Annotated in this window: 19 protein-coding genes; 14 read left to right on the top strand and 5 right to left on the bottom strand. The window is 71.4% G+C overall.

Annotation, left to right across the window (positions count from 1 at the left end):
* Nucleotides 1–48 precede the first annotated feature (48 nt).
* From uvrC to DEJ43_RS07770, 14 genes are all read left to right on the top strand, one after another.
* Nucleotides 49–2,025, top strand: a complete 1,977-nt coding sequence (gene uvrC / locus DEJ43_RS07835) for an excinuclease ABC subunit UvrC (protein WP_015032786.1) — start codon at nucleotides 49–51, stop codon at nucleotides 2,023–2,025.
* Nucleotides 2,022–2,984: an RNase adapter RapZ gene (gene rapZ / locus DEJ43_RS07830; protein ID WP_015032785.1), complete on the top strand. Its 963-nt coding sequence runs from the start codon at nucleotides 2,022–2,024 to the stop codon at nucleotides 2,982–2,984. The genes uvrC and rapZ overlap by 4 nt, the downstream gene beginning before the upstream one ends.
* On the top strand, nucleotides 2,981–4,006 hold the full coding sequence (locus tag DEJ43_RS07825) for a gluconeogenesis factor YvcK family protein (RefSeq protein WP_015032784.1): 1,026 nt from the start codon (nucleotides 2,981–2,983) through the stop codon (nucleotides 4,004–4,006). Before rapZ ends, DEJ43_RS07825 begins: the two co-directional genes overlap by 4 nt.
* The gene (gene whiA / locus DEJ43_RS07820; RefSeq protein WP_030205188.1) at nucleotides 3,997–4,986 is read left to right on the top strand and encodes a DNA-binding protein WhiA; all 990 of its coding nucleotides are present in this window, start codon (nucleotides 3,997–3,999) and stop codon (nucleotides 4,984–4,986) included. Before DEJ43_RS07825 ends, whiA begins: the two co-directional genes overlap by 10 nt.
* 175 nt (nucleotides 4,987–5,161) lie before the next feature.
* Nucleotides 5,162–8,113 (top strand): M14 family metallopeptidase, encoded by a 2,952-nt coding sequence (locus DEJ43_RS07815; protein WP_015032782.1) that lies wholly within the window; start codon nucleotides 5,162–5,164, stop codon nucleotides 8,111–8,113.
* 218 nt (nucleotides 8,114–8,331) lie between these two features.
* Nucleotides 8,332–9,342: a type I glyceraldehyde-3-phosphate dehydrogenase gene (gap, locus tag DEJ43_RS07810; protein ID WP_015032781.1), complete on the top strand. Its 1,011-nt coding sequence runs from the start codon at nucleotides 8,332–8,334 to the stop codon at nucleotides 9,340–9,342.
* 103 nt (nucleotides 9,343–9,445) lie between these two features.
* A complete protein-coding gene (locus DEJ43_RS07805) occupies nucleotides 9,446–10,657 on the top strand; it encodes a phosphoglycerate kinase (protein WP_015032780.1) in 1,212 nt (403 codons plus the stop codon).
* 30 nt (nucleotides 10,658–10,687) lie between these two features.
* Nucleotides 10,688–11,443 (top strand): triose-phosphate isomerase, encoded by a 756-nt coding sequence (gene tpiA, locus DEJ43_RS07800; protein ID WP_041663728.1) that lies wholly within the window; start codon nucleotides 10,688–10,690, stop codon nucleotides 11,441–11,443.
* 97 nt (nucleotides 11,444–11,540) lie between these two features.
* On the top strand, nucleotides 11,541–11,771 hold the full coding sequence (secG, locus tag DEJ43_RS07795) for a preprotein translocase subunit SecG (RefSeq protein WP_030205174.1): 231 nt from the start codon (nucleotides 11,541–11,543) through the stop codon (nucleotides 11,769–11,771).
* 77 nt (nucleotides 11,772–11,848) lie between these two features.
* Nucleotides 11,849–12,184 carry an RNA polymerase-binding protein RbpA gene (locus DEJ43_RS07790; RefSeq protein ID WP_071891222.1) on the top strand — a complete coding sequence of 112 codons (336 nt, stop codon included), beginning with the start codon at nucleotides 11,849–11,851 and terminating at the stop codon, nucleotides 12,182–12,184.
* Between the two features lie 93 nt (nucleotides 12,185–12,277).
* Nucleotides 12,278–13,507: an MFS transporter gene (locus DEJ43_RS07785; RefSeq protein WP_015032777.1), complete on the top strand. Its 1,230-nt coding sequence runs from the start codon at nucleotides 12,278–12,280 to the stop codon at nucleotides 13,505–13,507.
* Nucleotides 13,508–13,563: 56 nt separating this feature from the next.
* Entirely contained in the window at nucleotides 13,564–15,225 is a 1,662-nt protein-coding gene (pgi, locus tag DEJ43_RS07780; protein ID WP_041663726.1) for a glucose-6-phosphate isomerase, read from the top strand.
* Nucleotides 15,226–15,229: 4 nt separating this feature from the next.
* On the top strand, nucleotides 15,230–15,730 hold the full coding sequence (locus tag DEJ43_RS07775; protein WP_041662228.1) for a PH domain-containing protein: 501 nt from the start codon (nucleotides 15,230–15,232) through the stop codon (nucleotides 15,728–15,730).
* Nucleotides 15,727–17,307, top strand: a complete 1,581-nt coding sequence (locus DEJ43_RS07770; protein ID WP_015032774.1) for a PH domain-containing protein — start codon at nucleotides 15,727–15,729, stop codon at nucleotides 17,305–17,307. Before DEJ43_RS07775 ends, DEJ43_RS07770 begins: the two co-directional genes overlap by 4 nt.
* Before the next feature lie 22 nt (nucleotides 17,308–17,329).
* Here the strand turns inward: DEJ43_RS07770 and pgl are convergent, their stop codons facing one another.
* The 5 genes from pgl to tkt are packed head-to-tail and all read right to left on the bottom strand — an operon-like array spanning nucleotide 17,330 to nucleotide 23,920.
* Complete coding sequence (gene pgl / locus DEJ43_RS07765) at nucleotides 17,330–18,112, bottom strand: 6-phosphogluconolactonase (RefSeq protein WP_015032773.1); 783 nt, start codon at nucleotides 18,110–18,112, stop codon at nucleotides 17,330–17,332.
* The gene (gene opcA, locus DEJ43_RS07760; RefSeq protein WP_015032772.1) at nucleotides 18,109–19,143 is read right to left on the bottom strand and encodes a glucose-6-phosphate dehydrogenase assembly protein OpcA; all 1,035 of its coding nucleotides are present in this window, start codon (nucleotides 19,141–19,143) and stop codon (nucleotides 18,109–18,111) included. Before opcA ends, pgl begins: the two co-directional genes overlap by 4 nt.
* Nucleotides 19,140–20,672: a glucose-6-phosphate dehydrogenase gene (gene zwf, locus DEJ43_RS07755; protein WP_015032771.1), complete on the bottom strand. Its 1,533-nt coding sequence runs from the start codon at nucleotides 20,670–20,672 to the stop codon at nucleotides 19,140–19,142. Before zwf ends, opcA begins: the two co-directional genes overlap by 4 nt.
* A 5-nt stretch (nucleotides 20,673–20,677) precedes the next feature.
* The gene (gene tal, locus DEJ43_RS07750; protein ID WP_015032770.1) at nucleotides 20,678–21,796 is read right to left on the bottom strand and encodes a transaldolase; all 1,119 of its coding nucleotides are present in this window, start codon (nucleotides 21,794–21,796) and stop codon (nucleotides 20,678–20,680) included.
* A 36-nt stretch (nucleotides 21,797–21,832) separates the two neighbouring features.
* Nucleotides 21,833–23,920, bottom strand: a complete 2,088-nt coding sequence (gene tkt, locus DEJ43_RS07745; protein WP_015032769.1) for a transketolase — start codon at nucleotides 23,918–23,920, stop codon at nucleotides 21,833–21,835.

The raw sequence follows: 23,920 nt of genomic DNA, 5'->3' as shown, positions 1-23,920 counted from the left end.
CGAGCGGGCGCGGCGGGAGTGTCGGTGCCCGCCAGTAGGGTGGGGAGCATGGCAGACCCCTCCAGCTACCGCCCCAAGCCGGGTCAGATCCCCGACTCCCCGGGGGTCTACAAGTTCCGCGACGAGCACCGCCGGGTGATCTACGTGGGCAAGGCGAAGTCCCTGCGCCAGCGGCTGGCGAACTACTTCCAGCCGATCACGAGCCTGCACCCGCGCACGGCGACCATGGTGACCACGGCCGCCTCCGTGGAGTGGACGGTGGTGTCCACCGAGGTCGAGGCGCTGCAGCTGGAGTACTCCTGGATCAAGGAGTACGACCCCCGGTTCAACGTCAAGTACCGGGACGACAAGAGCTACCCGTACCTCGCCGTGACCATGAACGAGGAGTTCCCCCGCGTCCAGGTCATGCGCGGCCACAAGAAGAAGGGCGTCCGCTACTTCGGGCCGTACGCGCACGCGTGGGCGATCCGCGAGACCGTCGACCTGATGCTGCGGGTCTTCCCGGTGCGCACCTGCTCCGCGGGAGTCTTCCGGAACGCCGCCTCCGCCGGCCGGCCCTGCCTCCTCGGCTACATCGGCAAGTGCTCGGCGCCCTGCGTCGGCCGGGTCACCCCGGAGGAGCACCGCGAACTGGCCGAGGAATTCAGCGACTTCATGGCCGGCCGCACCGGTACGTACATCCGCCGGCTGGAGAAGCAGATGATGCTGGCGGCCGAGGACATGGAGTACGAGAAGGCGGCGCGGCTCCGGGACGACATAGAGGCGCTGCGCCGGGCCATGGAGAAGAGCGCGGTCGTGCTCGCCGACGCCACCGACGCGGACCTGATCGCGCTCGCCGAGGACGAGCTGGAGGCGGCCGTGCAGATCTTCCACGTGCGCGGCGGACGCGTCCGCGGCCAGCGCGGCTGGGTCACCGACAAGGTCGAGGCGGTCGACACCGCCGGGCTCGTCGAGCACGCCATCCAGCAGCTGTACGGCGAGGAGAGCGGTGACACGGTCCCCAAGGAGGTCCTGGTCCCGGCCCTGCCGGAGGACACGGAGGCCGTCACCGCCTGGCTGGCCGGCCGCCGCGGGTCCAACGTCTCGCTGCGCATCCCGCAGCGCGGCGACAAGAAGGACCTGATGGCGACCGTCGCGCGGAACGCCCAGCAGGCCCTCGTGCTGCACAAGACGAAGCGCGCCAGCGACCTGACCACCCGCTCCCGCGCCCTGGAGGAGATCGCCGAGGCCCTGGACCTGGACTCGGCGCCGCTGCGGATCGAGTGCTTCGACATCTCGCACCTCCAGGGCGAGGACGTGGTGGCCTCGATGGTGGTCTTCGAGGACGGGCTGCCCCGCAAGAGCGAGTACCGCCGCTTCCAGATCAAGGGCTTCGAGGGCCAGGACGACGTCCGGTCCATGCACGAGGTGATCGGCCGCCGCTTCAGGCGCTACCTCGCGGAGAAGGAGAAGACCGGGGAATGGGACGCCGAGGGCGTCGTCGAGGACCCGGACGAGACCGGGCGGCCCAAGCGCTTCGCGTACCCGCCGCAGCTCGTCGTGGTCGACGGCGGGCAGCCGCAGGTCGCGGCGGCCCGGCGGGCCCTCGACGAGCTCGGGATCGACGACATCGCGGTCTGCGGCCTCGCCAAGCGCCTGGAGGAGGTGTGGCTGCCCGGCGACGACGACCCGGTGGTGCTGCCCCGCTCCAGCGAGGGCCTGTACCTCCTCCAGCGAGTACGTGACACGGCTCACGACTTCGCCATCCGCTATCAGCGCTCGAAGCGCGCGAAACGCATCCGGACCAGCCCTCTCGACGCGGTCCCCGGCCTCGGCGACACGCGGAAACGGGCGTTGATCAAGCATTTCGGCTCGGTGAAGCGGCTCAGGCAGGCGACAATCGAGCAGATCTGCGAGGTCCCCGGCATGGGCCGGAAGACCGCGGAGGCGGTCGTCGTGGCCCTCGCACAGGCGGCCCCGGCCGCACCCGCCGTGAACACGGCGACAGGAGAGATCATGGAAGACGACGGGGGCGGCACGGCATGACCGCGCACGAACGGCACGAACAGCACGACCGAGAAGACGGAGCAGGACACGTGAGTACGGGCACGAAGGAGACCCCCGGCGACAGCGGCGCCGAGGCGGCCATTCCAGAGCTGGTGATCATCTCCGGCATGTCCGGAGCCGGCCGGTCCACCGCGGCGAAGTGCCTGGAGGACCTCGGCTGGTTCGTCGTGGACAACCTGCCGCCCGCGCTGATCCCCACCATGGTGGAGCTCGGCGCCCGCTCCCAGGGCAACGTCGCCCGGATCGCCGTCGTCGTGGACGTCCGCGGCCGGCAGTTCTTCGACAACCTCAGGGAGTCCCTCGCCGACCTGGACGCCAAGCAGGTCACCCGCCGGATCGTCTTCCTCGAGTCCTCCGACGACGCCCTCGTCCGGCGGTTCGAATCGGTCCGCAGGCCGCACCCGCTCCAGGGCGACGGCCGGATCACCGACGGCATCGCCGCCGAGCGCGACCTGCTGCGCGAGCTGCGCGGCGACGCCGACCTGGTCATCGACACCTCCAGCCTCAACGTCCACGAGCTGCGCGCCAAGATGGACGCCCAGTTCGCCGGCGACGAGGAGCCCGAGCTGCGGGCCACCGTGATGTCCTTCGGGTTCAAGTACGGCCTGCCGGTCGACGCCGACCTCGTCGTCGACATGCGCTTCCTGCCGAACCCGCACTGGGTCCCCGAGCTGCGCCCCTTCACCGGGCTCAACGAGGAGGTGTCGAACTACGTCTACAACCAGCCCGGCGCCAAGGAGTTCCTCGACCGCTACACCGAGCTCCTCCAGCTGATCGCCGCGGGCTACCGCCGCGAGGGCAAGCGGTACGTGACCATCGCCGTGGGCTGCACCGGCGGCAAGCACCGCTCCGTGGCCACCGCCGAGCGGCTCGCGGCCCGCATCGCCGCCGAAGGGGTCGAGACCGTCGTCGTGCACCGGGACATGGGGCGCGAGTGAAGCCCTACCGCCGACGTGCCTCCACCCTCACGGCCCGGCGCACCCTCCGCAGGCGCGGCGCCCAGCCGAAGGTGGTCGCACTGGGCGGCGGCATGGGCCTCTCGGCCTCCCTCGCCGCCCTCCGCCGGATCACCGGCGACCTCACCGCCGTCGTCACCGTCGCCGACGACGGGGGCTCCAGCGGCCGGCTCCGGGAGGAGCTGGGCGTGCTGCCCCCCGGCGACCTGCGCAAGGCGCTCGCCGCGCTCTGCGGGGACGACGACTGGGGCCAGACCTGGGCCCGGGTCATCCAGCACCGCTTCCAGTCCAAGGGCGAGATCAACGGCCACGCCGTCGGCAACCTGCTGATCGTCGCCCTCTGGGAGCAGCTCGGCGACCCCGTGCAGGCCCTGGACCTGGTGGGCCGGCTGCTCGGCGCCCAGGGCCGGGTGCTGCCCATGTCCGCCGTACCGCTGGAGCTGCAGGCGCTGGTCAAGGGCCACGACCCGGAGCGCCCGGACGACGTGGACACCGTGCGCGGGCAGGCGACGGTGGCGCTCACCCCGGGCGACGTCCAGTCCGTGCACCTGGTGCCGAACGACCCGCCGGCGGTGCCGGAGGCGGTCGAGGCGGTCCTCGACGCGGACTGGGTGGTGCTCGGTCCCGGCTCCTGGTTCTCCTCGGTGATCCCGCACCTCCTCGTGCCCGAACTGCTGGACGCGCTGGCCGAGACGAAGGCCCGGAAGGTGCTCTCGCTGAACCTCGCGCCGCAGCCCGGAGAAACCGAGGGCTTCTCCCCGCAGCGTCATTTGGAGGTTTTGGGACGACACGCCCCTAAACTCGCCCTGGACGTGGTGCTGGCCGACGAGGCCGCCGTGCCCGACCGCGAGTCCCTCGCCGACGCCGCCAAGCGGCTCGGTGCCGCGGTCGAGCTGGCGCCGGTGGCCGGGCCCGACGGCTCCGCGAAGCATGACCCGGAGCTGTTGGCCGCCGCGTACGACCGTATTTTTCGGATGCATGGAAGGATCGGCCCATGGCGATGACGGCAGCGGTGAAGGACGAGATCTCCCGGCTCCCCGTCACCCGGACCTGCTGCAGGAAGGCAGAGGTCTCGTCGATCCTGCGGTTCGCCGGCGGGCTGCACCTGGTGAGCGGCCGCATCGTGATCGAGGCGGAGCTGGACACGGCGATGGCGGCCCGCCGGCTCAAGCGGGACATCCTGGAGATCTTCGGGCACAGCTCGGAGCTGATCGTGATGGCCCCCGGCGGCCTGCGGCGCGGCTCGCGCTTCGTGGTGCGGGTGGTGGCCGGCGGCGACCAGCTGGCCCGCCAGACGGGTCTCGTGGACGGCCGGGGCCGCCCCATCCGGGGCCTCCCCCCGCAGGTGGTCTCCGGGGCGACCTGTGACGCGGAGGCGGCCTGGCGGGGCGCCTTCCTCGCGCACGGTTCGCTGACCGAGCCCGGCCGGTCCTCCTCGCTGGAGGTCACTTGCCCGGGCCCGGAGGCCGCGCTCGCCCTGGTCGGCGCGGCGCGCCGGCTCTCCATCGCGGCGAAGGCCCGCGAGGTGCGGGGCGTGGACCGGGTCGTCGTCCGTGACGGCGACGCGATCGGCGCCCTGCTCACCCGGCTCGGCGCGCACGAGTCGGTGCTGGCCTGGGAGGAGCGGCGGATGCGGCGCGAGGTCCGCGCCACCGCCAATCGGCTGGCCAACTTCGACGACGCCAACCTGCGCCGCTCGGCGCGTGCCGCGGTCGCCGCCGGGGCCCGGGTGCAGCGTGCGCTGGAGATCCTCGGCGAGGAGGTGCCCGAGCACCTCGCGGCGGCGGGCCGGCTCCGCATGGAGCACAAGCAGGCCTCCCTTGAGGAGCTGGGCGCGCTCGCGGACCCGCCGCTGACGAAGGACGCGGTGGCCGGCCGGATCCGCCGGCTGCTCGCGATGGCCGACAAGCGGGCGCAGGACCTGGGCATTCCCGGGACCGAGTCCAACCTGACCGAGGAGCTCGACGACAGCCTGGTCGGCTGACCGGAGCCGTCCCCGGACGGAATTGACGAACTCCGCGCTGCCGGTGCCTTTCTGAGGCACCGGCAGCTTTTTCGTACGCTCGTGGCACTCCCGCGAGGCGCCCTTGACAGGCCCATGGGCGCCCATGAGCCTGGCGTCTGTTCACCTTCGTGGCAGACAACAGCAAGGGGGGCTCATGAGACGCAGAGCGAGATCGATCCTCGCCGCGGCTTCACTGCTGATCGCGGGCGTGGCGGCGGCACCCGTCGCCGGAGCGCAGCCGAACGACCGGGACGGCGGTGACGCCCTCTCCGTATGGCGCGCCGAGGTCACCAAGGAGCAGGTGCCGCTGCTCCTCGAAGCCGGTGCGGACGCCCATGAACTGACCGAGCGGGTGCCCGCGCGGGGCTCCGCGACGGTCGAGCTCTTCCTCACCGGCCGGCAGGCCGGGCAGCTGCGCGGCCAGGGCGTCGAACTCGCCGAGCACGACCTGACCGCCCAGGCCGAGAAGCGGGTGGCCGCCGCGGGGGACGGCGTCTTCCGCCCGTACAGCGGCCCGAACGGGCTGAAGCAGGAGATCCTCGACACCGCCCGGGCCAACCCCGGGATCACCAAGGTCGTCTCCATCGGCAAGACCCTCAAGGGCCAGGACATCCTCGCCCTCAAGGTGAGCAAGGGCGCCCCGCGGGCCAAGGACGGCTCCAAGCCCGCCATGCTGTACATGTCCAACCAGCACGCCCGCGAGTGGATCACCCCGGAGATGACCCGGCGGCTGATGCACCATTACCTCGACGGGTACGGCAAGGACGAGCGGATCACCCGGATCGTCGACTCCACCGAGCTGTGGTTCGTGCTCTCCGCCAACCCGGACGGGTACGACTTCACCCACGCCGACCCCGCGAACCGGCAGTGGCGCAAGAACCTCCGCGACAACGACGGCGACGGTCGGATCACCGCCGGCGACGGCGTCGACCTGAACCGCAACTTCGCCTACAAGTGGGGCTACGACAACGAGGGTTCCTCGCCCGACCCGGCCGACGAGACCTTCCGCGGCAAGGGCCCCATGTCGGAGCCCGAGACCAGGGCCCTCGACGCCTTCCAGAAGCGCATCGGCTTCGCGTACGGCATCAACTACCACTCGGCCGCCCAGCTCCTGCTGTACGGCGTGGGCTGGCAGGTCGCCACCGACACCCCCGACGACGTGGCCCTCAAGGCGCTCGCCGGCACCCCGCAGAACTCCGCCGTGCCCGGCTACCGGCCGCAGGTCTCCTCGGAGCTCTACATCACCAACGGCGAGGCGGACGGACACGCCGCCAACGTCAACGGCATGCAGATGTTCACCCCGGAGATGTCGACCTGCGCCACCGCCTCCCGGGTCGACCCGAACGACGCCTGGAACCCGGCCGACTGCGCCTCCGTCTTCACCTTCCCGGACGACGAGAAGCTGATCCAGGCCGAGTTCGCCAAGAACATCCCCTTCGCGCTCGCCGTCGCCGAGACCGCCGCCCACCCGGACCGGCCCGTCTCCCCGGTCGGCATCGAGGCCCCTGACCTCACCCCGAAGACCTTCACCACCTCCTACGCCCGCGGCGGGGAGCAGGAGGTCGCCGTCACCGCCCGCAAGTCGCTGCGCGACAAGACGCTGAAGTACCGGATCAACGGCGGCCGCACCCACAGCGAGCGGCTCGACGCCTGGAAGGGCGGCGAGACCTACGGCGGCGAGGACAACCTCTACTTCGACGAGTACCGCGCCGAGGTCGAGGACGCCGGGCCCGGCGACACCGTCCAGGTCTGGTTCACCGCCCGCACCCGCGAGGGCCGCGCCACCTCCTCCGCCCCCTTCACCTACACGGTGGCCGAGCGTCCCCGCGGCGACGTGCTCGTCCTCGCCGACGAGGGCGGCACCACCCCGGGCCGGCACACCGCGGCGTACGTGAAGGCACTCGCCGACAACGGCCGCCGGGCCGCCGTCTGGGACGTCGCCACCCAGGGCACCCCGGACGCGCTCGGCGTGCTCTCCCACTTCCGCACCGTCGTCTGGTACACCGGCGCCGAGCGGCCCTCCGGTGCCACCCAGCTCGCCGTCCGCGCCTACCTCAACGAGGGCGGCAAGCTGATCAACGCCGGTGAGAAGTCCGGCGGCCTCACCCAGGTCGGCCTGGCCGAGACCAACGACTTCGCCCAGTACTACCTCGGCGCCTACCACCGGGCGGGCCTGAAGACCCCGCCCGCCTTCGCCGGCACCGGTGCCTTCAAGGGCGTCGGCGCGGGCCTCGGCGACGCCGCCGACAATCCGCTCGACAACGCGGGCGCGTACACCGTCACCTCCGACACCCTCAAGGCGAAGGACTTCCCGCAGTTCGCGAGCAGCGCCTCCGCCGGTGACTACCCGGGCGTCCGCACCCCCTTCGAACCCGCCGAGGGCGCGTCGTTCGCCGCCGTCAAGCACACCGACGACACCTGGGCCAGGCTCAGCAGGACCGTCGACCTCACCGGCGTCCCCGCCGCGGCCGGGCCGCGGCTCGACTTCCAGGTCAGCTACGACACCGAGCCCGGCTACGACAACCTCGTCGTCGAGGCCCACACGGTCGGCCAGGACGACTGGACGACCCTGCCCGACCGGAACGGCGGCACCTCCACCCGGCCCCCCGCCGACTGCGGCGAGGGCTACTACGTCCGCGGTCACCCCTTCCTCGCCCACTACCTCACCGTCGGCGAGGACGGCTGCGCCACCACCGGCACCACCGGCTCCTGGAACGCCTTCACCGGCCCCTCCAACGGCTGGCGGCAGGCCTCCGTCGACCTGAGCGCCTGGGCCGGCCGGAAGGTCGAGCTCGCCGTCTCCTACATCTCCGACCCCGGTACGGGAGAGATGGGCGCCTTCGTCGACGACACCCGGCTCGTCACCGCGACCACCACCGAGACCGAGGGCTTCGAGACCTCCCTCGGCGCGTGGACCGCACCGGGCGCACCGGCCGGCAGTCCCGGCAACGGCTCCGACTGGACGCGCTCCGCGGCCCTCTTCCACTCCCAGGCCGCGGTCACCACGCGTGACACCGTCCTCCTCGGCTTCGGCCTCGAGCACGTGCCCGGAGCGAGTGACCGGGCCCGTCTCCTCGGCCGCGCCCTCGGGGTGCTCCGGCGCTGACGGAGAGTAGTGGGGACAAAGGTCCCATGGCGGCCCGTACCCGTTGGTAGGTACGGGCCGTCGGCCGTTTTCCCTCACTTTCCGGGCTCGTACGGATGCGCTCGATGTCACTCCCGGGCGCGGGGGGAGGTAGGGTCGTAAGCGGTCGGGGACATCCCAAAAAACAAAAATCTCGCCGGCGTCGAGCACACCGGCGTACCTAACGAGGAGATCGGTTCGTGACGATCCGCGTAGGCATCAACGGCTTTGGCCGCATCGGCCGGAACTACTTCCGCGCGCTCCTTGATCAGGGTGCGGACATCGAGATCGTGGCTGTCAACGACCTGGGCGACACCGCGACCACGGCCCACCTGCTGAAGTACGACACCATTCTGGGACGCCTCAAGGCCGAGGTCACCCACACCGCCGACACCATCACCGTCGACGGCCACACCATCAAGGTGCTCTCCGAGCGCAACCCGGCCGACATCCCCTGGGGTGAGCTGGGCGTCGACATCGTCATCGAGTCGACCGGCATCTTCACCAAGAAGGCCGACGCCGAGAAGCACCTGGCCGGCGGCGCGAAGAAGGTCCTCATCTCGGCTCCGGCCAGCGACGAGGACATCACCATCGTCATGGGCGTCAACCAGGACAAGTACGACCCGGCGCAGCACAACATCATCTCGAACGCGTCCTGCACGACCAACTGCGTCGCGCCGATGGCGAAGGTCCTCGACGAGAACTTCGGCATCGTCAAGGGCCTGATGACCACGGTCCACGCGTACACCAACGACCAGCGCATCCTGGACTTCCCGCACAAGGACCTGCGCCGCGCCCGCGCCGCCGCGGAGAACATCATCCCGACCACGACGGGCGCCGCCAAGGCCACCGCGCTGGTCCTGCCGCAGCTCAAGGGCAAGCTCGACGGCATCGCGATGCGCGTCCCGGTCCCGACCGGCTCCGCCACCGACCTGGTCGTGACGCTCGACCGCGAGGTCACCAAGGACGAGGTCAACGCCGCGTTCAAGAAGGCCGCCGACGACGGCGACCTCAAGGGCATCCTGTACTACACCGAGGACCCGATCGTGTCCTCGGACATCGTGAGTGACCCGGCTTCCTGCACCTTCGACGCCTCCCTGACCATGGTCCAGGAAGGCAGCACGGTGAAGATCCTGGGCTGGTACGACAACGAGTGGGGCTACTCCAACCGTCTCGTCGACCTCACCGTCTTCGTCGGCGGCCAGCTCTAAGCTTCGGGCGGGCTTTCGATGTGAGCAGGGCTCGGGCAGCGCAACGCCGCGCTGTGCGAGCCCTGTTTGTGTGCTCCACCGCGTACCAAGGAGTCTGTGACAGATGAAGACGATCGACGAGCTTCTCGCCGAAGGCGTCTCCGGCAAGCGGGTGTTCGTCCGCGCCGACCTCAACGTGCCGCTCGACGGCACCACCATCACCGACGACGGCCGCATCCGCGCCGTCGTCCCCACGGTCAAGGCGCTCGCCGACGCGGGTGCCCGCGTCGTGGTCGCCTCGCACCTGGGCCGCCCGAAGGGCGCCCCGGACCCGGCGTTCTCGCTCGCCCCCGCCGCCGCGCGGCTCGGTGAGCTGCTCGGCGCCGACGTGGCCTTCGCGACGGACACGGTCGGCGAGTCCGCCACCGCCACCGTCGCCGGCCTCGCCGACGGCCAGGTCGCCGTGATCGAGAACCTGCGCTTCAACGCGGGCGAGACCTCGAAGGACGACGCCGAGCGCGGCACCTTCGCGGACCGGCTCGCCGCCCTCGCCGACGTCTACGTCGGCGACGGCTTCGGCGCCGTGCACCGCAAGCACGCCTCGGTCTTCGACCTCCCGGCGCGCCTGCCGCACGCCGCGGGCTACCTCATCGCCACCGAGGTCGGCGTCCTGAAGAAGCTCACGGAGGACGTCCGGCGCCCGTACGTGGTCGCGCTCGGCGGCGCCAAGGTCTCCGACAAGCTCGGGGTGATCGACCACCTCCTGGAGAAGGCCGACCGCATCCTCATCGGCGGCGGCATGGCGTACACCTTCCTCAAGGCCCAGGGCCACGAGGTCGGCATCTCGCTGCTGCAGGAGGACCAGATCCCGGCGGTCCTGGACTACCTGAAGCGCGCCAAGGAGCGCGGCGTGGAGTTCGTGCTCCCCGTCGACGTGCTGGTCTCGGCGGAGTTCCCCGACCTGAAGACCAAGGCCCCGGCCCACCCCACCACGGTCGCCGCGGACGCCATCCCGGCGGACGAGGAGGGCCTGGACATCGGTCCGGAGACCCGTAAGCTCTACGCCTCGAAGCTCGCCGACGCCGGCACCGTCTTCTGGAACGGTCCGATGGGCGTCTTCGAGCACCCCGACTACGCCGAGGGCACCAAGGCCGTCGCCCAGGCGCTCGTCGACTCCCCGGCCTTCACGGTCGTCGGAGGCGGCGACTCCGCCGCCGCCGTCCGCATCCTGGGCTTCGACGAGAAGGCATTCGGCCACATTTCGACCGGCGGCGGCGCCTCCCTCGAATACCTCGAGGGCAAGACGCTTCCCGGCCTCGCCGCACTGGAGGACTGAAATCCTGTGAGCAGCACCCGCACCCCGCTGATGGCGGGCAACTGGAAGATGAACCTCAACCACCTCGAGGCCATCGCCCACGTCCAGAAGCTCGCCTTCGCGCTGACGGACAAGGACTACGACGCCTGTGAGGTCGCGGTCCTGGTTCCCTTCACCGACCTGCGGTCCGTACAGACCCTGGTCGACGGCGACAAGCTCAAGATCAAGTACGGCGCCCAGGACATCTCGGCGCACGACTCCGGTGCCTACACCGGAGAGATCTCGGGCCTGATGCTGTCCAAGCTGAAGTGCTCCTACGTGGCCGTCGGCCACTCCGAGCGCCGCCAGTACCACGCCGAGGACGACGAGGTCTGCAACGCCAAGGTGAAGGCCGCCTTCAAGCACGGCGTGACCCCGATCCTCTGCGTCGGCGAGGGCCTCGACATCCGCAAGGCCGGCCAGCAGGTCGAGTACACCCTCGCCCAGCTCGACGGCGGCCTGAAGGACGTCCCGGCCGAGCAGGCCGAGTCCATCGTGATCGCGTACGAGCCGGTGTGGGCCATCGGCACCGGCGAGGTCGCGACCCCCGAGGACGCCCAGGAGGTCTGCGGGGCGATCCGCGGCCGCCTCGCCGAGCTGTACTCGCAGGAGCTGGCCGACAAGGTCCGCATCCAGTACGGCGGCTCCGTCAAGTCCGGCAACGTCGCCGCGATCATGGCGCAGCCCGACGTCGACGGCGCCCTGGTGGGCGGCGCGGCACTCGACGCCGACGAGTTCGTCAAGATCGTCCGCTTCCGCGACCAGTGAGTATGCGGTAGCCGCGTTACGTCGTACCCTTGCGGGGGTCGGGCAGGTGCCCGGCCCCCGTCCGTATAAGTCCGAGGAAGTTGGTCCAGCCGTGGTTATGGGGTTCTCGATCGCCCTGATCGTCTTCAGCGCGCTGCTGATGCTGCTCGTGCTGATGCACAAGGGGAAGGGTGGCGGCCTCTCCGACATGTTCGGTGGCGGCATGCAGTCCTCCGTGGGTGGCTCCTCGGTCGCCGAGCGCAACCTGGACCGGATCACCGTCGTGGTCGGTCTGCTCTGGTTCGCCTGCATTGTGGTACTTGGTCTGCTGATGAAGTTGGACGGGTAACTCCAATCACTGGACGCGCGTTGGGCCTTACGTAGACTGGGGCATCTTCGAGCACCATCACGCAGGGAGTTACGACCGTGGCAAGTGGCAACGCGATCCGGGGAAGCCGGGTCGGGGCGGGGCCGATGGGCGAGGCCGAGCGGGGCGAATCGGCGCCGCGCGCCCGCATCTCCTTCTGGTGCTCGAACGGGCACGAGACGCAGCCGAGCTTCGCCAGCGACGCTGCGATCCCCGAGACCTGGGACTGCCCACGGTGCGGCTTCCCGGCAGGTCAGGACCGGGACAACCCGCCGGACCCGCCGCGCACGGAGCCGTACAAGACCCACCTCGCCTATGTGCGTGAGCGGCGCAGCGACGCCGACGGCGAGGCGATCCTCGCCGAAGCGCTGGCCAAGCTGCGCGGCGAGATCTGAGCGTGCTGTGACGGTGTGACCGACGGGCCTTGCCCGCGAACTCGATTCGCGGGCAAGGCCCGTTGTCAGTGGTCCCCGATACCGTCGGGCACCATGGCGACGCCCGCGACGACGACCCCGACGACCCCGAGCGGCAAGGCCGTGCCCGCGTGGCGCGGTGGATTCGGGCGGCTCTGGACGGCCGCGGTCGTCTCCCGCTTCGGCGACTCGCTGCGCACCGCCGCGCTGCCCCTGCTCGCCGCCTCCCTCACCGACGACCCCCTCCTCATCGCCTCCGTCACCGCCTGCGGCTACCTGCCCTGGCTGCTCTTCGGACTGCTCGGCGGGGCCGTCGCCGACCGCGTCGACCAGCGGCGGGCCATGTGGGCCGTCGACCTCGTCCGCGGCGCGCTCATGGCCGCGTTCGCCGTCGCCGTCGCCCTCGGACACGCCGCCATCGCCCTGCTGCTCGTCCTCGCCTTCGCGCTCACCACCCTGGGCACCCTCTTCGACAACGCCGCCACCGCGCTGCTCCCCTCCCTCGTGCCCACCGAGACCCTGGCCGCGGCCAACGCCCGCCTGATGACCGGTCAGCAGCTCGCGGGCGGCCTCCTCGCCGCCCCGCTGGTGCCCGCCCTGCTCCTCGCCGGGCCCGCCGTGCCGTACGCCGCGGACGCCGCCACCTACGTCCTGGCGGCGCTGCTCATCGCCTCCCTGCGGACCGGGGCCCCCGAGCGGCCGCCCCGCCCCGCCGGATCCACCCTCCGCGCCGAGATGGCGGAGGGACTCGCCGTCCTGCGCGCGGACCGCTCCCTGCGGTGGCTCTGCACGGCCACCACCCTCTGCAACATCGGCATGGGCGCCCTCGTCGCCACGCTCGTCGTCCTGGTCACCGACGGCCTCCACGCCGGGAACGCCGGATACGCGGCCCTCCTCACCGCCTTCGCGGCCGGCGGTGTCGCCGGCGGCTTCCTCGCCCGCCGGCTCGCCGAACGCACCGGACGGGTCCGCGCGGTGTTCCTCGCCGGCACCGTCCAGACCGGCTGCCTGGTCCTGTTGGGGACGGTCCCCGTCCTCGAGGTGTCGATCGGGGCCATGGTGGTGTTCGGCTCCATGGGGACGGTGTGGAACGTCCAGCAGACGACCCTCATGCAGGAGCGGGCCCCCGACGGCATGCTCGGCCGCATCGCCGCCGCATTCCGCACCCTCGCCGTCGCGGGCACGCCGCTCGGGGCGGTGCTGGGCGGCGCGGCGGCCGCCGGCTGGGGACCGCTCTCGCCCGCCCTCGTCGCGGCGGCGCTGTTCGCGCTCGCCGTCGCGTCACTCGCCCCCCTGATCAACTAGGTTGGAGAGGCAGCGGGGCAGACAAGCAGTACGAGAAGAAGTGGGCGATGTCCGAGATGAACAACGAAGGCCGCACCAGGCTCAACCGGCTGCCCGAGTGGGCGGCCCTCGGCAAGCACCGTGAGCAGCTGGGCGACGCCCATCTGCGCGACCTGTTCGCCGCCGACCCGGAGCGTGGCACCGGCTACGCCCTGCGCGTCGGCGACCTCTACCTGGACTACTCCAAGCACCTCGTCACCGACGAGACGCTGACCCTCCTGCGCGAACTCGCCGCCGTCACCGGCGTCGCCGAGCTGCGCGACGCCATGTTCCGCGGCGAGAAGATCAACACCACCGAGGACCGGGCGGTCCTCCACACCGCGCTGCGCGCCCCGCGCGATGCCGTCATCGAGGTCGACGGGGAGAACGTCGTCCCCGGCGTGCACGCCGTCCTCGACAAGATGGGCGGCTTCGCCGACAAGGTCCGGGCGGGCGAGTGGACCGGCCACACCGGCAAGCCGATCAAGAACGTCGTCAACATCGGCATCGGCGGCTCCGACCTCGGCCCCGCCATGGCCTACGAGGTGCTGCGCTCCTTCACCCAGCGGGACCTGACGTTCCGTTTCGTCTCCAACGTCGACGGGGCCGACCTCCACGAGGCCGTCCGCGACCTCGACGCCGAGGAGACCCTGTTCATCGTTGCCTCGAAGACCTTCACCACCATCGAGACGATCACCAACGCCACCTCCGCCCGCAACTGGCTCCTCACCGAGCTGCGGGCCGGCCAGGAGGCCGTCGCCAAGCACTTCGTGGCCCTGTCGACCAATGCCGAGAAGGTCGAGGAGTTCGGCATCGACACCGCGAACATGTTCGAGTTCTGGGACTGGGTCGGCGGCCGCTACTCGTACGACTCCGCCATCGGCCTCTCCCTGATGATCGCCATCGGCCCGGAGCGCTTCCGCGAGATGCTCGACGGCTTCCACCTCGTCGACGAGCACTTCCGTACGGCCCCGCCCGAGGAGAACGCGCCGCTGCTGCTCGGCCTCCTCGGCGTCTGGTACGGCGCCTTCTTCGACGCCCAGTCGCACGCCGTCCTGCCGTACTCCCACTACCTCTCCAAGTTCACCGCCTACCTCCAGCAGCTCGACATGGAGTCCAACGGCAAGTCGGTGGACCGCCAAGGCAACCGGGTCGACTGGCAGACCGGACCCGTCGTCTGGGGCACCCCCGGCACCAACGGGCAGCACGCCTACTACCAGTTGATCCACCAGGGCACCAAGGTCATCCCGGCCGACTTCATCGGCTTCGCCAAGCCCGTCGCCGATCTGCTGCCCGGCCTCGTGGCCCAGCACGACCTGCTCATGGCCAACTTCTTCGCCCAGACCCAGGCGCTCGCCTTCGGCAAGACCCCCGAGGAGGTACGGGCCGAGGGCGTCCCCGAGGAGCTCGTCCCGCACAAGACCTTCCAGGGCAACCACCCGACCACCACGATCCTCGCCGACGAACTGACCCCGTCCGTCCTCGGCCAGCTGATCGCCCTCTACGAGCACAAGGTCTTCGTCCAGGGCGCCGTCTGGAACATCGACTCCTTCGATCAGTGGGGCGTCGAACTCGGCAAGGTCCTCGCCAAGCGGATCGAGCCCGTCCTGACGGACGCCGACGGGGCCCGGGCCGGCGAGGGGCTCGACAGCTCCACCGCCGGACTGGTCTCCGCCTACCGCTCGCTGCGCGGACGGTAGAACCATGAGGGGGGAGAACGCGGTGCGGCTGCGGCCGCCCAGGAACGCCGTGGACGAGCGGGCCGTCACCTGGTGGCGGAGCCAACTCCTGGCGACCACCGCCGTACCGGTGGTGGTCCTCGCCGTCCTCGGCGCCTTCATCGAACCCGCCCGGTTCTGGCTGCTGGTCCCGGCCGCGGCCGTGGCGGCCGTCGGCCTCGCCTGCACCGCGTTCTTCCCCTCCTGGTGGTTCCGGGTACACCGCTGGGAGGTCACCGAGGACGCCGTGTACGTCCGCTCGGGGGCCTTCTGGCAGGAATGGCGGATCGCGCCGATGTCCCGCATCCAGACCGTGGACACCTCGCGAGGTCCGCTTGAGCAGGCCTTCCGGCTCGCCACGGTCACGGTGACCACGGCCTCCTCCAAGGGCGCCCTCCGGATCGAGGGCCTCGACCACGAACTGGCCGCCGATCTCGCCGAACGGCTCACCGCCATCACCCAGGCCACCCCCGGGGACGCCACATGAGCGTGGCCGACGACGCGCGGGTGGCGCGGGACACCGACTGGCTCCGCCTCGATCCCCGCACCGTGCTCGTCCGCGTCGTGCTCTTCGGCGGGGTCCTCACCGGCGCCGCGCTGCCCGTCGGCTTCGCCCTTTCCGGGTCACGGCCGCTCGGGCAGGCCTTCGCCTGGGTCGCCGCGGGCTTCGCCCTCGCCCTGCTCGCCGACGCCGCCGCCGAGACCGTGCGCTACCGCCGCACCCGCTACCGCGTCGGCACCGACAGGGCCGAGCTGCGCACCGGGCTTCTGGTCGTCCAGCGCCGCTCGCTCGCCCGTGAGCGCATCCGCAGCGTCGACCTCACCGCCAACCCGCTCCAGCGCGTCCTCGGCCTCGTCAAGGTCCGCATCGGCACCGGTGAGCACACCGGCGGCGGCGAATCGACCCTCGAACTCGACCTGGTCACCCGGGCCGAGGGCGACCGGCTCCGCCAGGAACTGCTCACCCGGGCCGTCACCACCCCCGGGGACCCGGACCAGGACCACACCCTCGCCGCCCTCGACCCCCGCTGGATCCGCTACGCCCCCGTCTCCTTCGTCGCCCCCGCCCTCGGCGGCGCCGCGGCCGGCGCCGTCATGCAGGTCAGCGAGTGGTTCGGCGCCCAGGGGAAGGTCATCGACTGGATAGGGGACCGCTTCGAGGACGTCTCCATCCCCTGGATGATCCTCTCCCTGGCGCTGCTCGCCACCGTCGCGGGAGCCGTCGGCGCCCTCGGCCTCTGGGTCGAGATGTGGTGGAACTACCGCCTGGAGCGCGAGCCCGGCGGCACCCTGCGGGTCACCCGGGGCCTGTTCACCGCCCGCTCGGTCTCCATAGAGGAACGCAGGCTGCGCGGGATCGAGCTGGTCGAGCCGCTCGGTGTCCGGCTGTTCGGGGCGGCCCGGGTCGACGCCGTCGCCACCGGGCTCGCCAAGGACGACGACGACAAGCACGCCGACCTGAAGAACCTGCTGCCGGCCGTGGAGCGGGTCGTGGCCGACCGGGTCGCCGCCCGGGTGCTGCGCGAGCCCGAGCCGCCCACCGGGGCGCCCCTGGCCGCCCACCCGAGGGCCGCCCGCTCCAGGAGGCTGCGCCGGGCCCTGTGGGGCGTCCTGGGGCCCGTGGCGGTCCTCGCCCTCCTCGGGCTGTTCCTGACCCCGGTCCTGCTGTACGTGGCGGCCGGCTGCGCGGTGGTGCTCACCCCGGTCGCCGTGCTGTTCGCCCTCGACGCGTACCGCGGTCTCGGACACGGCGTCAGCGGCGCCTATCTGGTGACCCGTTCGGGCACGGTCCGGCGGGCCACCGTCGCCCTCCAGCGGTCCGGCGTCATCGGCTGGACCGTCAGGCAGTCGTACTTCCAGCGGCGGGCCGGGGTGCTGACCCTCACCGCCACCACGGCGGCCGGAGCGGGCGCGTACGACATCCTCGACGCGGGCCGCAGCCAGGGCCTGACCTTCGCCGCCGAGGCCGTGCCGGACCTCCTGACGCCCTTCCTGGAACCCGTACCGACGCCGGAGGCCCGGTCCACCTGGGCGTCCCCCCGGACGAAGTCCGGGGGGAGGTGAACCGGGCCTCCCTGGCGTCGCGTCAGGCGGACGCCGGCGGGTACAGACTCCGCGGCAGCTCCGAGGCCGCCGCCGCGTCGAGCAGCCACAGCGTGCGCGAGCGGCCGTAGGCGCCCGCCGCCGGGGCCTGCACCTCTCCCGCGCCCGACAGCGCGATCGCCGCCGCCTTCGCCTTGTCCTCGCCGGCCGCGAGCAGCCAGACCTCCTTGGCGGCCCGGATCGCCGGAAGGGTCAGCGAGACCCGGACCGGCGGCGGCTTGGGCGCGCCGTGCACCCCGACCACCGTGCGCTCGGTCTCGCGGACCGCGGGCAGCTCCGGGAAGAGCGAGGCCACATGGGTGTCCGGCCCGACGCCCAGCATCAGGACGTCGAAGGTCGGCACGCCGCCGTGGTCGCCGGGGCCCGCGGCGGCCGCCAGCTCCCGCGCGTACGCGGCGGCCGCCGCGTCGACGTCGGAGCCGTACGGGCCGTCCGAGGCCGGCATGGCGTGCACCCGGGCCGGGTCGAGCGGCACCCGGTCGAGCAGCGCCTCCCTGGCCTGGGTGACGTTCCGCTCGGGGTCTCCCTCGGGCAGGAAGCGCTCGTCGCCCCACCACAGGTCGAGCCGCGACCAGTCGACCGCGTCCCGCGCGGGCGCCGCACCGAGCGCGGCCAGCAGGCCGTTGCCGTTGCGGCCGCCGGTGAGCACCACCGAGGCCGAGCCGCGGGCGGCCTGGGCGTCCACGATCTTCGTGATCAGCCGGGCCGCCGCGGCCTCGGCCATCAGCTCCTTGTCGCGGTGCACGACCAGCTGGGGAGTGCTCACTTGGCCGCCGCCTTCTTGGCCGGGGCCTTCTTCGCGGCCGGCTTGGCGGCCGGGGCCGGCTCGGTGACGGGCTCCGCGGCGACCTCGGGCGCGGTGGTGGACGCCTCCTCGTCGAGCCGCTCGAGACCGAACTTGAGCGCGGTCGCGTAGGTGTCGTCCGGGTCGAGCCGGCGCAGCTCCTCGGCGATCAGCTCGGCCGTCTCGCGGCGCTTGAGCGCCACGGCACGGTCCGGCTGCCCCTGGATGGAGAGCGTCGCGAGCGAGCCGTCGGGCCGGTCGAGGACGATCGGCCCGGCGTTGGTCTCCATCCGTACGGAGGTGAGACCGGGGCCGGCCGACTTCGAGCGGCGCACCGGGACCTTCAGCCGCTCCGCCAGCCACATGGCGAGCAGTTCGACGCTCGGGTTGAACTCCTCGCCCTCGACCTCGGCGGAGGTCACCTCGCACACGACCTGGTCGAGCGCGGCGGCGAGCATCGAACGCCACGGGGTGATCCGGGTCCACGAGAGGTCCGTGTCGCCCGGGGTGTAGGCGTCCGCGCGCGCGGTCAGCTCCTGGATGGGCTGCTCGGCGGCGTACGTGTCGGTCACCCGGCGCTGGGCGAGCGCGCCCAGCGGGTCCTTCGCCGGGTCGGTCGGCGAGTTCACCGGCCACCAGACGACGACGGGCGCGTCCGGCAGGAGCAGCGGCAGGACCACCGACTGGGCGTGGTCGCCGACCTCGCCGTACAGCCGGAGGACCACCGTCTCGCCGGTGCTGGCGTCGGCGCCGAGGCGGACCTCGGCGTCGAGCCGTGCCTTGGAGCGGTCCCGCGGGGAGCGCGAGACCCGCTTGATGACGACGAGGGTCCGCGAGGGGTGCTCGCGGGACGCCTCGTTCGCGGCCTTCAGCGCGTCGTAGGCGTTCTCCTCGTCGGTGACGATGACGAGGGTGAGCACCATGCCGACGGCCGGCGTGCCGATCGCCCGCCGCCCGAGCACCAGCGCCTTGTTGATCTTGGAGGACGTGGTGTCCGTCAGGTCGGTCTTCATGGCCGGCGCCAGCTCCGTCCGTCTCGTGCGAGCATCTCGTCCGCCTCGACCGGACCCCAGGTCCCGGACTGGTACTGCGCGGGCTTGCCGTGCTTGTCCCAGAACTGCTCGATCGGGTCGAGGATCTTCCAGGACAGCTCGACCTCCTCGACGCGCGGGAAGAGGTTCGAGTCGCCGAGCAGGACGTCGAGGATGAGCCGCTCGTACGCCTCGGGGCTGGACTCCGTGAAGGACTCGCCGTACGCGAAGTCCATCGACACGTCCCGGATCTCCATCTGGGTGCCGGGCACCTTGGAGCCGAACCGCACGGTCACGCCCTCGTCCGGCTGGACCCGGATGACGATGGCGTTGCGGCCGAGTTCCTCGGTCGCGGTGTGGTCGAAGGGGGAGTGCGGGGCGCGCTGGAAGACGACCGCGATCTCGGTGACGCGGCGGCCGAGCCGCTTGCCGGTGCGCAGGTAGAACGGGACGCCCGCCCAGCGGCGGTTGTCGATCTCCAGCTTGATGGCCGCGTAGGTGTCGGTCTTCGACTGGGGGTCGATGCCGTCTTCCTGGAGGTAGCCGACGGCCTTGGCGCCGCCCTGCCACCCGGCCGCGTACTGGCCGCGGACCGTGGACTTGCCCAGGTCCTTGGGCAGCTTCACCGCGCCGAGGACCTTGGTCTTCTCGGCGGCGAGCGCGTCGGCGTCGAAGGAGGCGGGCTCCTCCATCGCGGTCAGCGCGAGCAGCTGGAGGAGGTGGTTCTGGATGACGTCACGGGCGGCGCCGATGCCGTCGTAGTAGCCGGCGCGGCCGCCGATGCCGATGTCCTCGGCCATGGTGATCTGCACGTGGTCGACGTACGACCGGTTCCAGATCGGCTCGAAGAGGGTGTTGGCGAAGCGGAGCGCCAGGATGTTCTGGACGGTCTCCTTGCCGAGGTAGTGGTCGATCCGGAAGACCTCGTTCGGCGGGAAGACCTCGTGGACGACCTCGTTGAGCTCCTTGGCGGAGACCAGGTCGTGCCCGAAGGGCTTCTCGATGACCGCGCGGCGCCAGGAACCGTCCTTCTGGTCGGCCAGGCCGTGCTTCTTGAGCTGCTGGACGACCTTGGGGAAGAACTTCGGCGGGACCGACAGGTAGAAGGCGAAGTTGCCGCCGGTGCCCTGCGCCTTGTCCAGGTCCTCGATGGTGGACTTGAGCTGCTCGAAGGCGTCGTCGTCGTCGAAGTCGCCCTGGACGAAACGCATCCCCTGGATCAGCTGCTGCCACACCTCCTCGCGGAACGGGGTGCGCGAGTGCTGCTCGACGGCGTCGTGGACCTCCTGCGCGAAGTCCTCGTCCTGCCACTCCCGGCGGGCGAAGCCGATGAGCGAGAAGCCCGGCGGCAGCAGGCCGCGGTTGGCCAGGTCGTAGACGGCGGGCATCAGCTTTTTCCGGGACAAATCGCCCGTGACGCCGAAGATCACCAGACCCGACGGCCCCGCGATGCGCGGGAGCCGTCGGTCTGCGGCGTCACGGAGCGGGTTGGCTCCGTGGACTGCGCTCAAAGTGCTTACGCCTCCGAAGGTGCGAGGCGCGAGAGCTCCGCCTCGGTGGACTTGAGAAGGTCGTTCCAGGACGCCTCGAACTTCTCGACGCCCTCGTCCTCCAGGAGCTGGACGACCTCGTCGTAGCTGATGCCCAGCTTCTCGACGGCCGCCAGTTCGGCACGCGCCTGCTCGTAGGTGCCGCGCACGGTGTCACCGGTGACCACGCCGTGGTCGGCGGTGGCCTCCAGGGTGGCCTCCGGCATGGTGTTGACCGTGCCGGGGGCGACCAGGTCCACGACGTACAGGGTGTCCTTGTACGCCGGGTCCTTGACGCCGGTCGAGGCCCACAGCGGACGCTGCTTGTTGGCCTGCGCCTTGTCGAGGGCGGCCCAGCGCTCCGAGGAGAAGACCTCCTCGAACGCCTCGTACGCCAGTCGCGCGTTGGCCAGCGCGGCCTTGCCCTTGAGGGCCTTGGCCTCGTCCGTGCCGATGCCGTCCAGGCGCTTGTCGATCTCCGAGTCCACCCGGGACACGAAGAAGGAGGCCACCGAGTGGATCTTGGAGAGGTCCAGGCCGCGCTCGCGGGCCTTCTCCAGACCCGCCAGGTAGGCGTCCATGACCGCGCGGTAGCGCTCAAGCGAGAAGATCAGCGTCACGTTGACGCTGATGCCGAGACCGATGACCTCGGTGATCGCCGGCAGACCCGCCTTGGTGGCCGGAATCTTGATCAGCGTGTTGGGGCGGTCCACCAGCCAGGCCAGCTGCTTGGCCTCGGCGACGGTGGCGGTCGTCTCGTGGGCGAGCCGGGGGTCGACCTCGATGGAGACCCGGCCGTCCTGGCCGTCGGTCGCGTCGAAGACCGGCCGCAGGATGTCGGCGGCGTCCCGGACGTCCGCCGTCGTGATCATGCGGATCGCCTCGTCGACGGTCACCTTGCGGGCGGCGAGGTCGGCGAGCTGCTGCTCGTAGCCGTCACCGTGCGAGATGGCCTTCTGGAAGATCGACGGGTTGGTGGTCACACCGACCACGTGGCTCTGGTCGATGAGCTCGGCCAGGTTGCCGGACGTGATCCGCTTGCGCGAGAGGTCGTCCAGCCAGATCGCGACGCCTTCGTCGGAGAGGCGCTTGAGAGCGTCTGTCATGAGAATTGCATCTCCATTAAGTCGTACGTATGCGGGTCAGCGCGCGGCGGCGTCGATCGATTCCCGGGCGGCGGCGACGATCGCCTCCGGCGTGAACCCGAACTCGCGGAACAGGACCTTCGCGTCCGCCGAGGCGCCGAAGTGCTCCAGGGAGACGATCCGGCCGGCGTCCCCGACGTACCGGTGCCAGGTGAGACCGATGCCGGCCTCGACCGCGACGCGGGCCTTGACCGACGGCGGCAGGACGGAGTCCTTGTACTCCTGGTCCTGCTCCTCGAACCACTCCACGGACGGCATCGAGACCACGCGGGTCGGAACGCCGGCGGCCTGGAGCTGCTCGCGGGCCTCGACGGCCAGGTGCACCTCGGAGCCCGTGCCGATCAGCACGACCTGGGCGTCGCCGCCCTCGGCGTCGAACAGCACGTAGCCGCCCTTGACCGTGTCCTCGTTCGGCGCGTACGTCGGCACGCCCTGGCGGGTGAGCGCCAGACCGTGCGGGGCGCCCTTGCCGAAGACCTTCGTGTGGCGCTGCATGATCTCGCGCCAGGCGATGGCCGTCTCGTTGGCGTCGGCCGGACGGACCACGTTGAGACCCGGGATCGCGCGCAGCGAGGCCAGGTGCTCCACCGGCTGGTGCGTCGGGCCGTCCTCGCCCAGACCGATCGAGTCGTGGGTCCAGACGTACGTGACGGGCAGGTGCATCAGCGCGGACAGCCGCACGGCGTTGCGCATGTAGTCGGAGAACACCAGGAAGGTGCCGCCGTAGATGCGGGTGTTGCCGTGGAGGGCGATGCCGTTCATCTCCGCGGCCATGGAGTGCTCGCGGATGCCGAAGTGGATCGTGCGGCCGTACTTGTCGGCCTCCGGCAGCGGGTTGCCCTCGGGCAGGAACGACGAGTCCTTGTCGATCGTCGTGTTGTTGGAGCCGGCGAGGTCGGCCGAGCCGCCCCACAGCTCCGGGATGACCGCGCCGAGCGCCTTGAGGACCTGGCCCGAGGCGGCGCGGGTGGCGACGCCCTTGCCCGGCTCGAAGACCGGCAGCTTCTCGGCCCAGCCGGCCGGCAGCTCGTTCGCCTGGATGCGGTCGAACTCGGCGGCGCGCTCCGGGTTGGCCGTACGCCACTCGGCGAGCGACTTCTCCCAGGCGGCGCGGGCCTCACGGCCGCGGTCGCCGAGCGCGCGGGTGTGCGCGATGACCTCGTCGGTGACCTCGAAGGTCTTCTCCGGGTCGAAGCCGAGGACGCGCTTGGTGGCCGCGATCTCCTCGTCGCCGAGCGCCGAGCCGTGCGCGGCCTCGGTGTTCTGCGCGTTCGGCGCGGGCCAGGCGATGATCGAGCGCATCGCGATGAACGACGGACGCTCCGTCTCGGCCTCGGCGGCCTTGATCGCCGCGTACAGCGCGGCCGGGTCCAGGTCGCCGTTGGCCTGCGGCTCGACGCGCTGGACGTGCCAGCCGTACGCCTCGTACCGCTTCATCGTGTCCTCGGACACGGCGGTCTCGGTGTCGCCCTCGATCGAGATGTGGTTGTCGTCCCACAGCAGGATCAGGTTGCCGAGCTTCTGGTGGCCGGCGAGCGAGGACGCCTCCGCGGAGATGCCCTCCTGCAGGCAGCCGTCGCCGGCGATCGCGTAGATCCGGTGGTCGAACGGGGAGGTGCCGGCGGCGGCCTCCGGGTCGAACAGACCGCGCTCGAAGCGGGCGGCCATCGCCATGCCCACGGCGTTGGCGACACCCTGGCCCAGCGGGCCCGTGGTGGTCTCGACCGCGGCGGTGTGACCGTACTCCGGGTGCCCGGGGGTCTTCGAACCCCAGGTGCGGAAGGCCTTCAGGTCGTCCAGCTCGAGCCCGAAGCCACCCAGGTACAGCTGGGTGTAGAGGGTCAGGGACGAGTGTCCCGCGGAGAGGACGAACCTGTCGCGCCCGACCCACTCGGGGTCGGCCGGGTCGTGTCGCATCACCTTCTGGAAGAGGGTGTACGCGGCGGGCGCCAGGCTCATGGCCGTACCGGGATGGCCGTTGCCGACCTTCTGTACGGCGTCCGCGGCCAGGATGCGGGCGGTGTCGACAGCCCGCTGGTCCAACTCGGTCCACTCGAGGTCTGTGGTGGTCGGCTTAGTGCTCAC

The organism is Streptomyces venezuelae ATCC 10712 (assembly GCF_008639165.1).
Taxonomy (GTDB): Bacteria; Actinomycetota; Actinomycetes; order Streptomycetales; family Streptomycetaceae; genus Streptomyces; species Streptomyces venezuelae.
The sequence above is the reverse complement of the archived record's forward strand: the minus strand, read 5'-3'. Positions and strand labels throughout refer to the sequence as shown.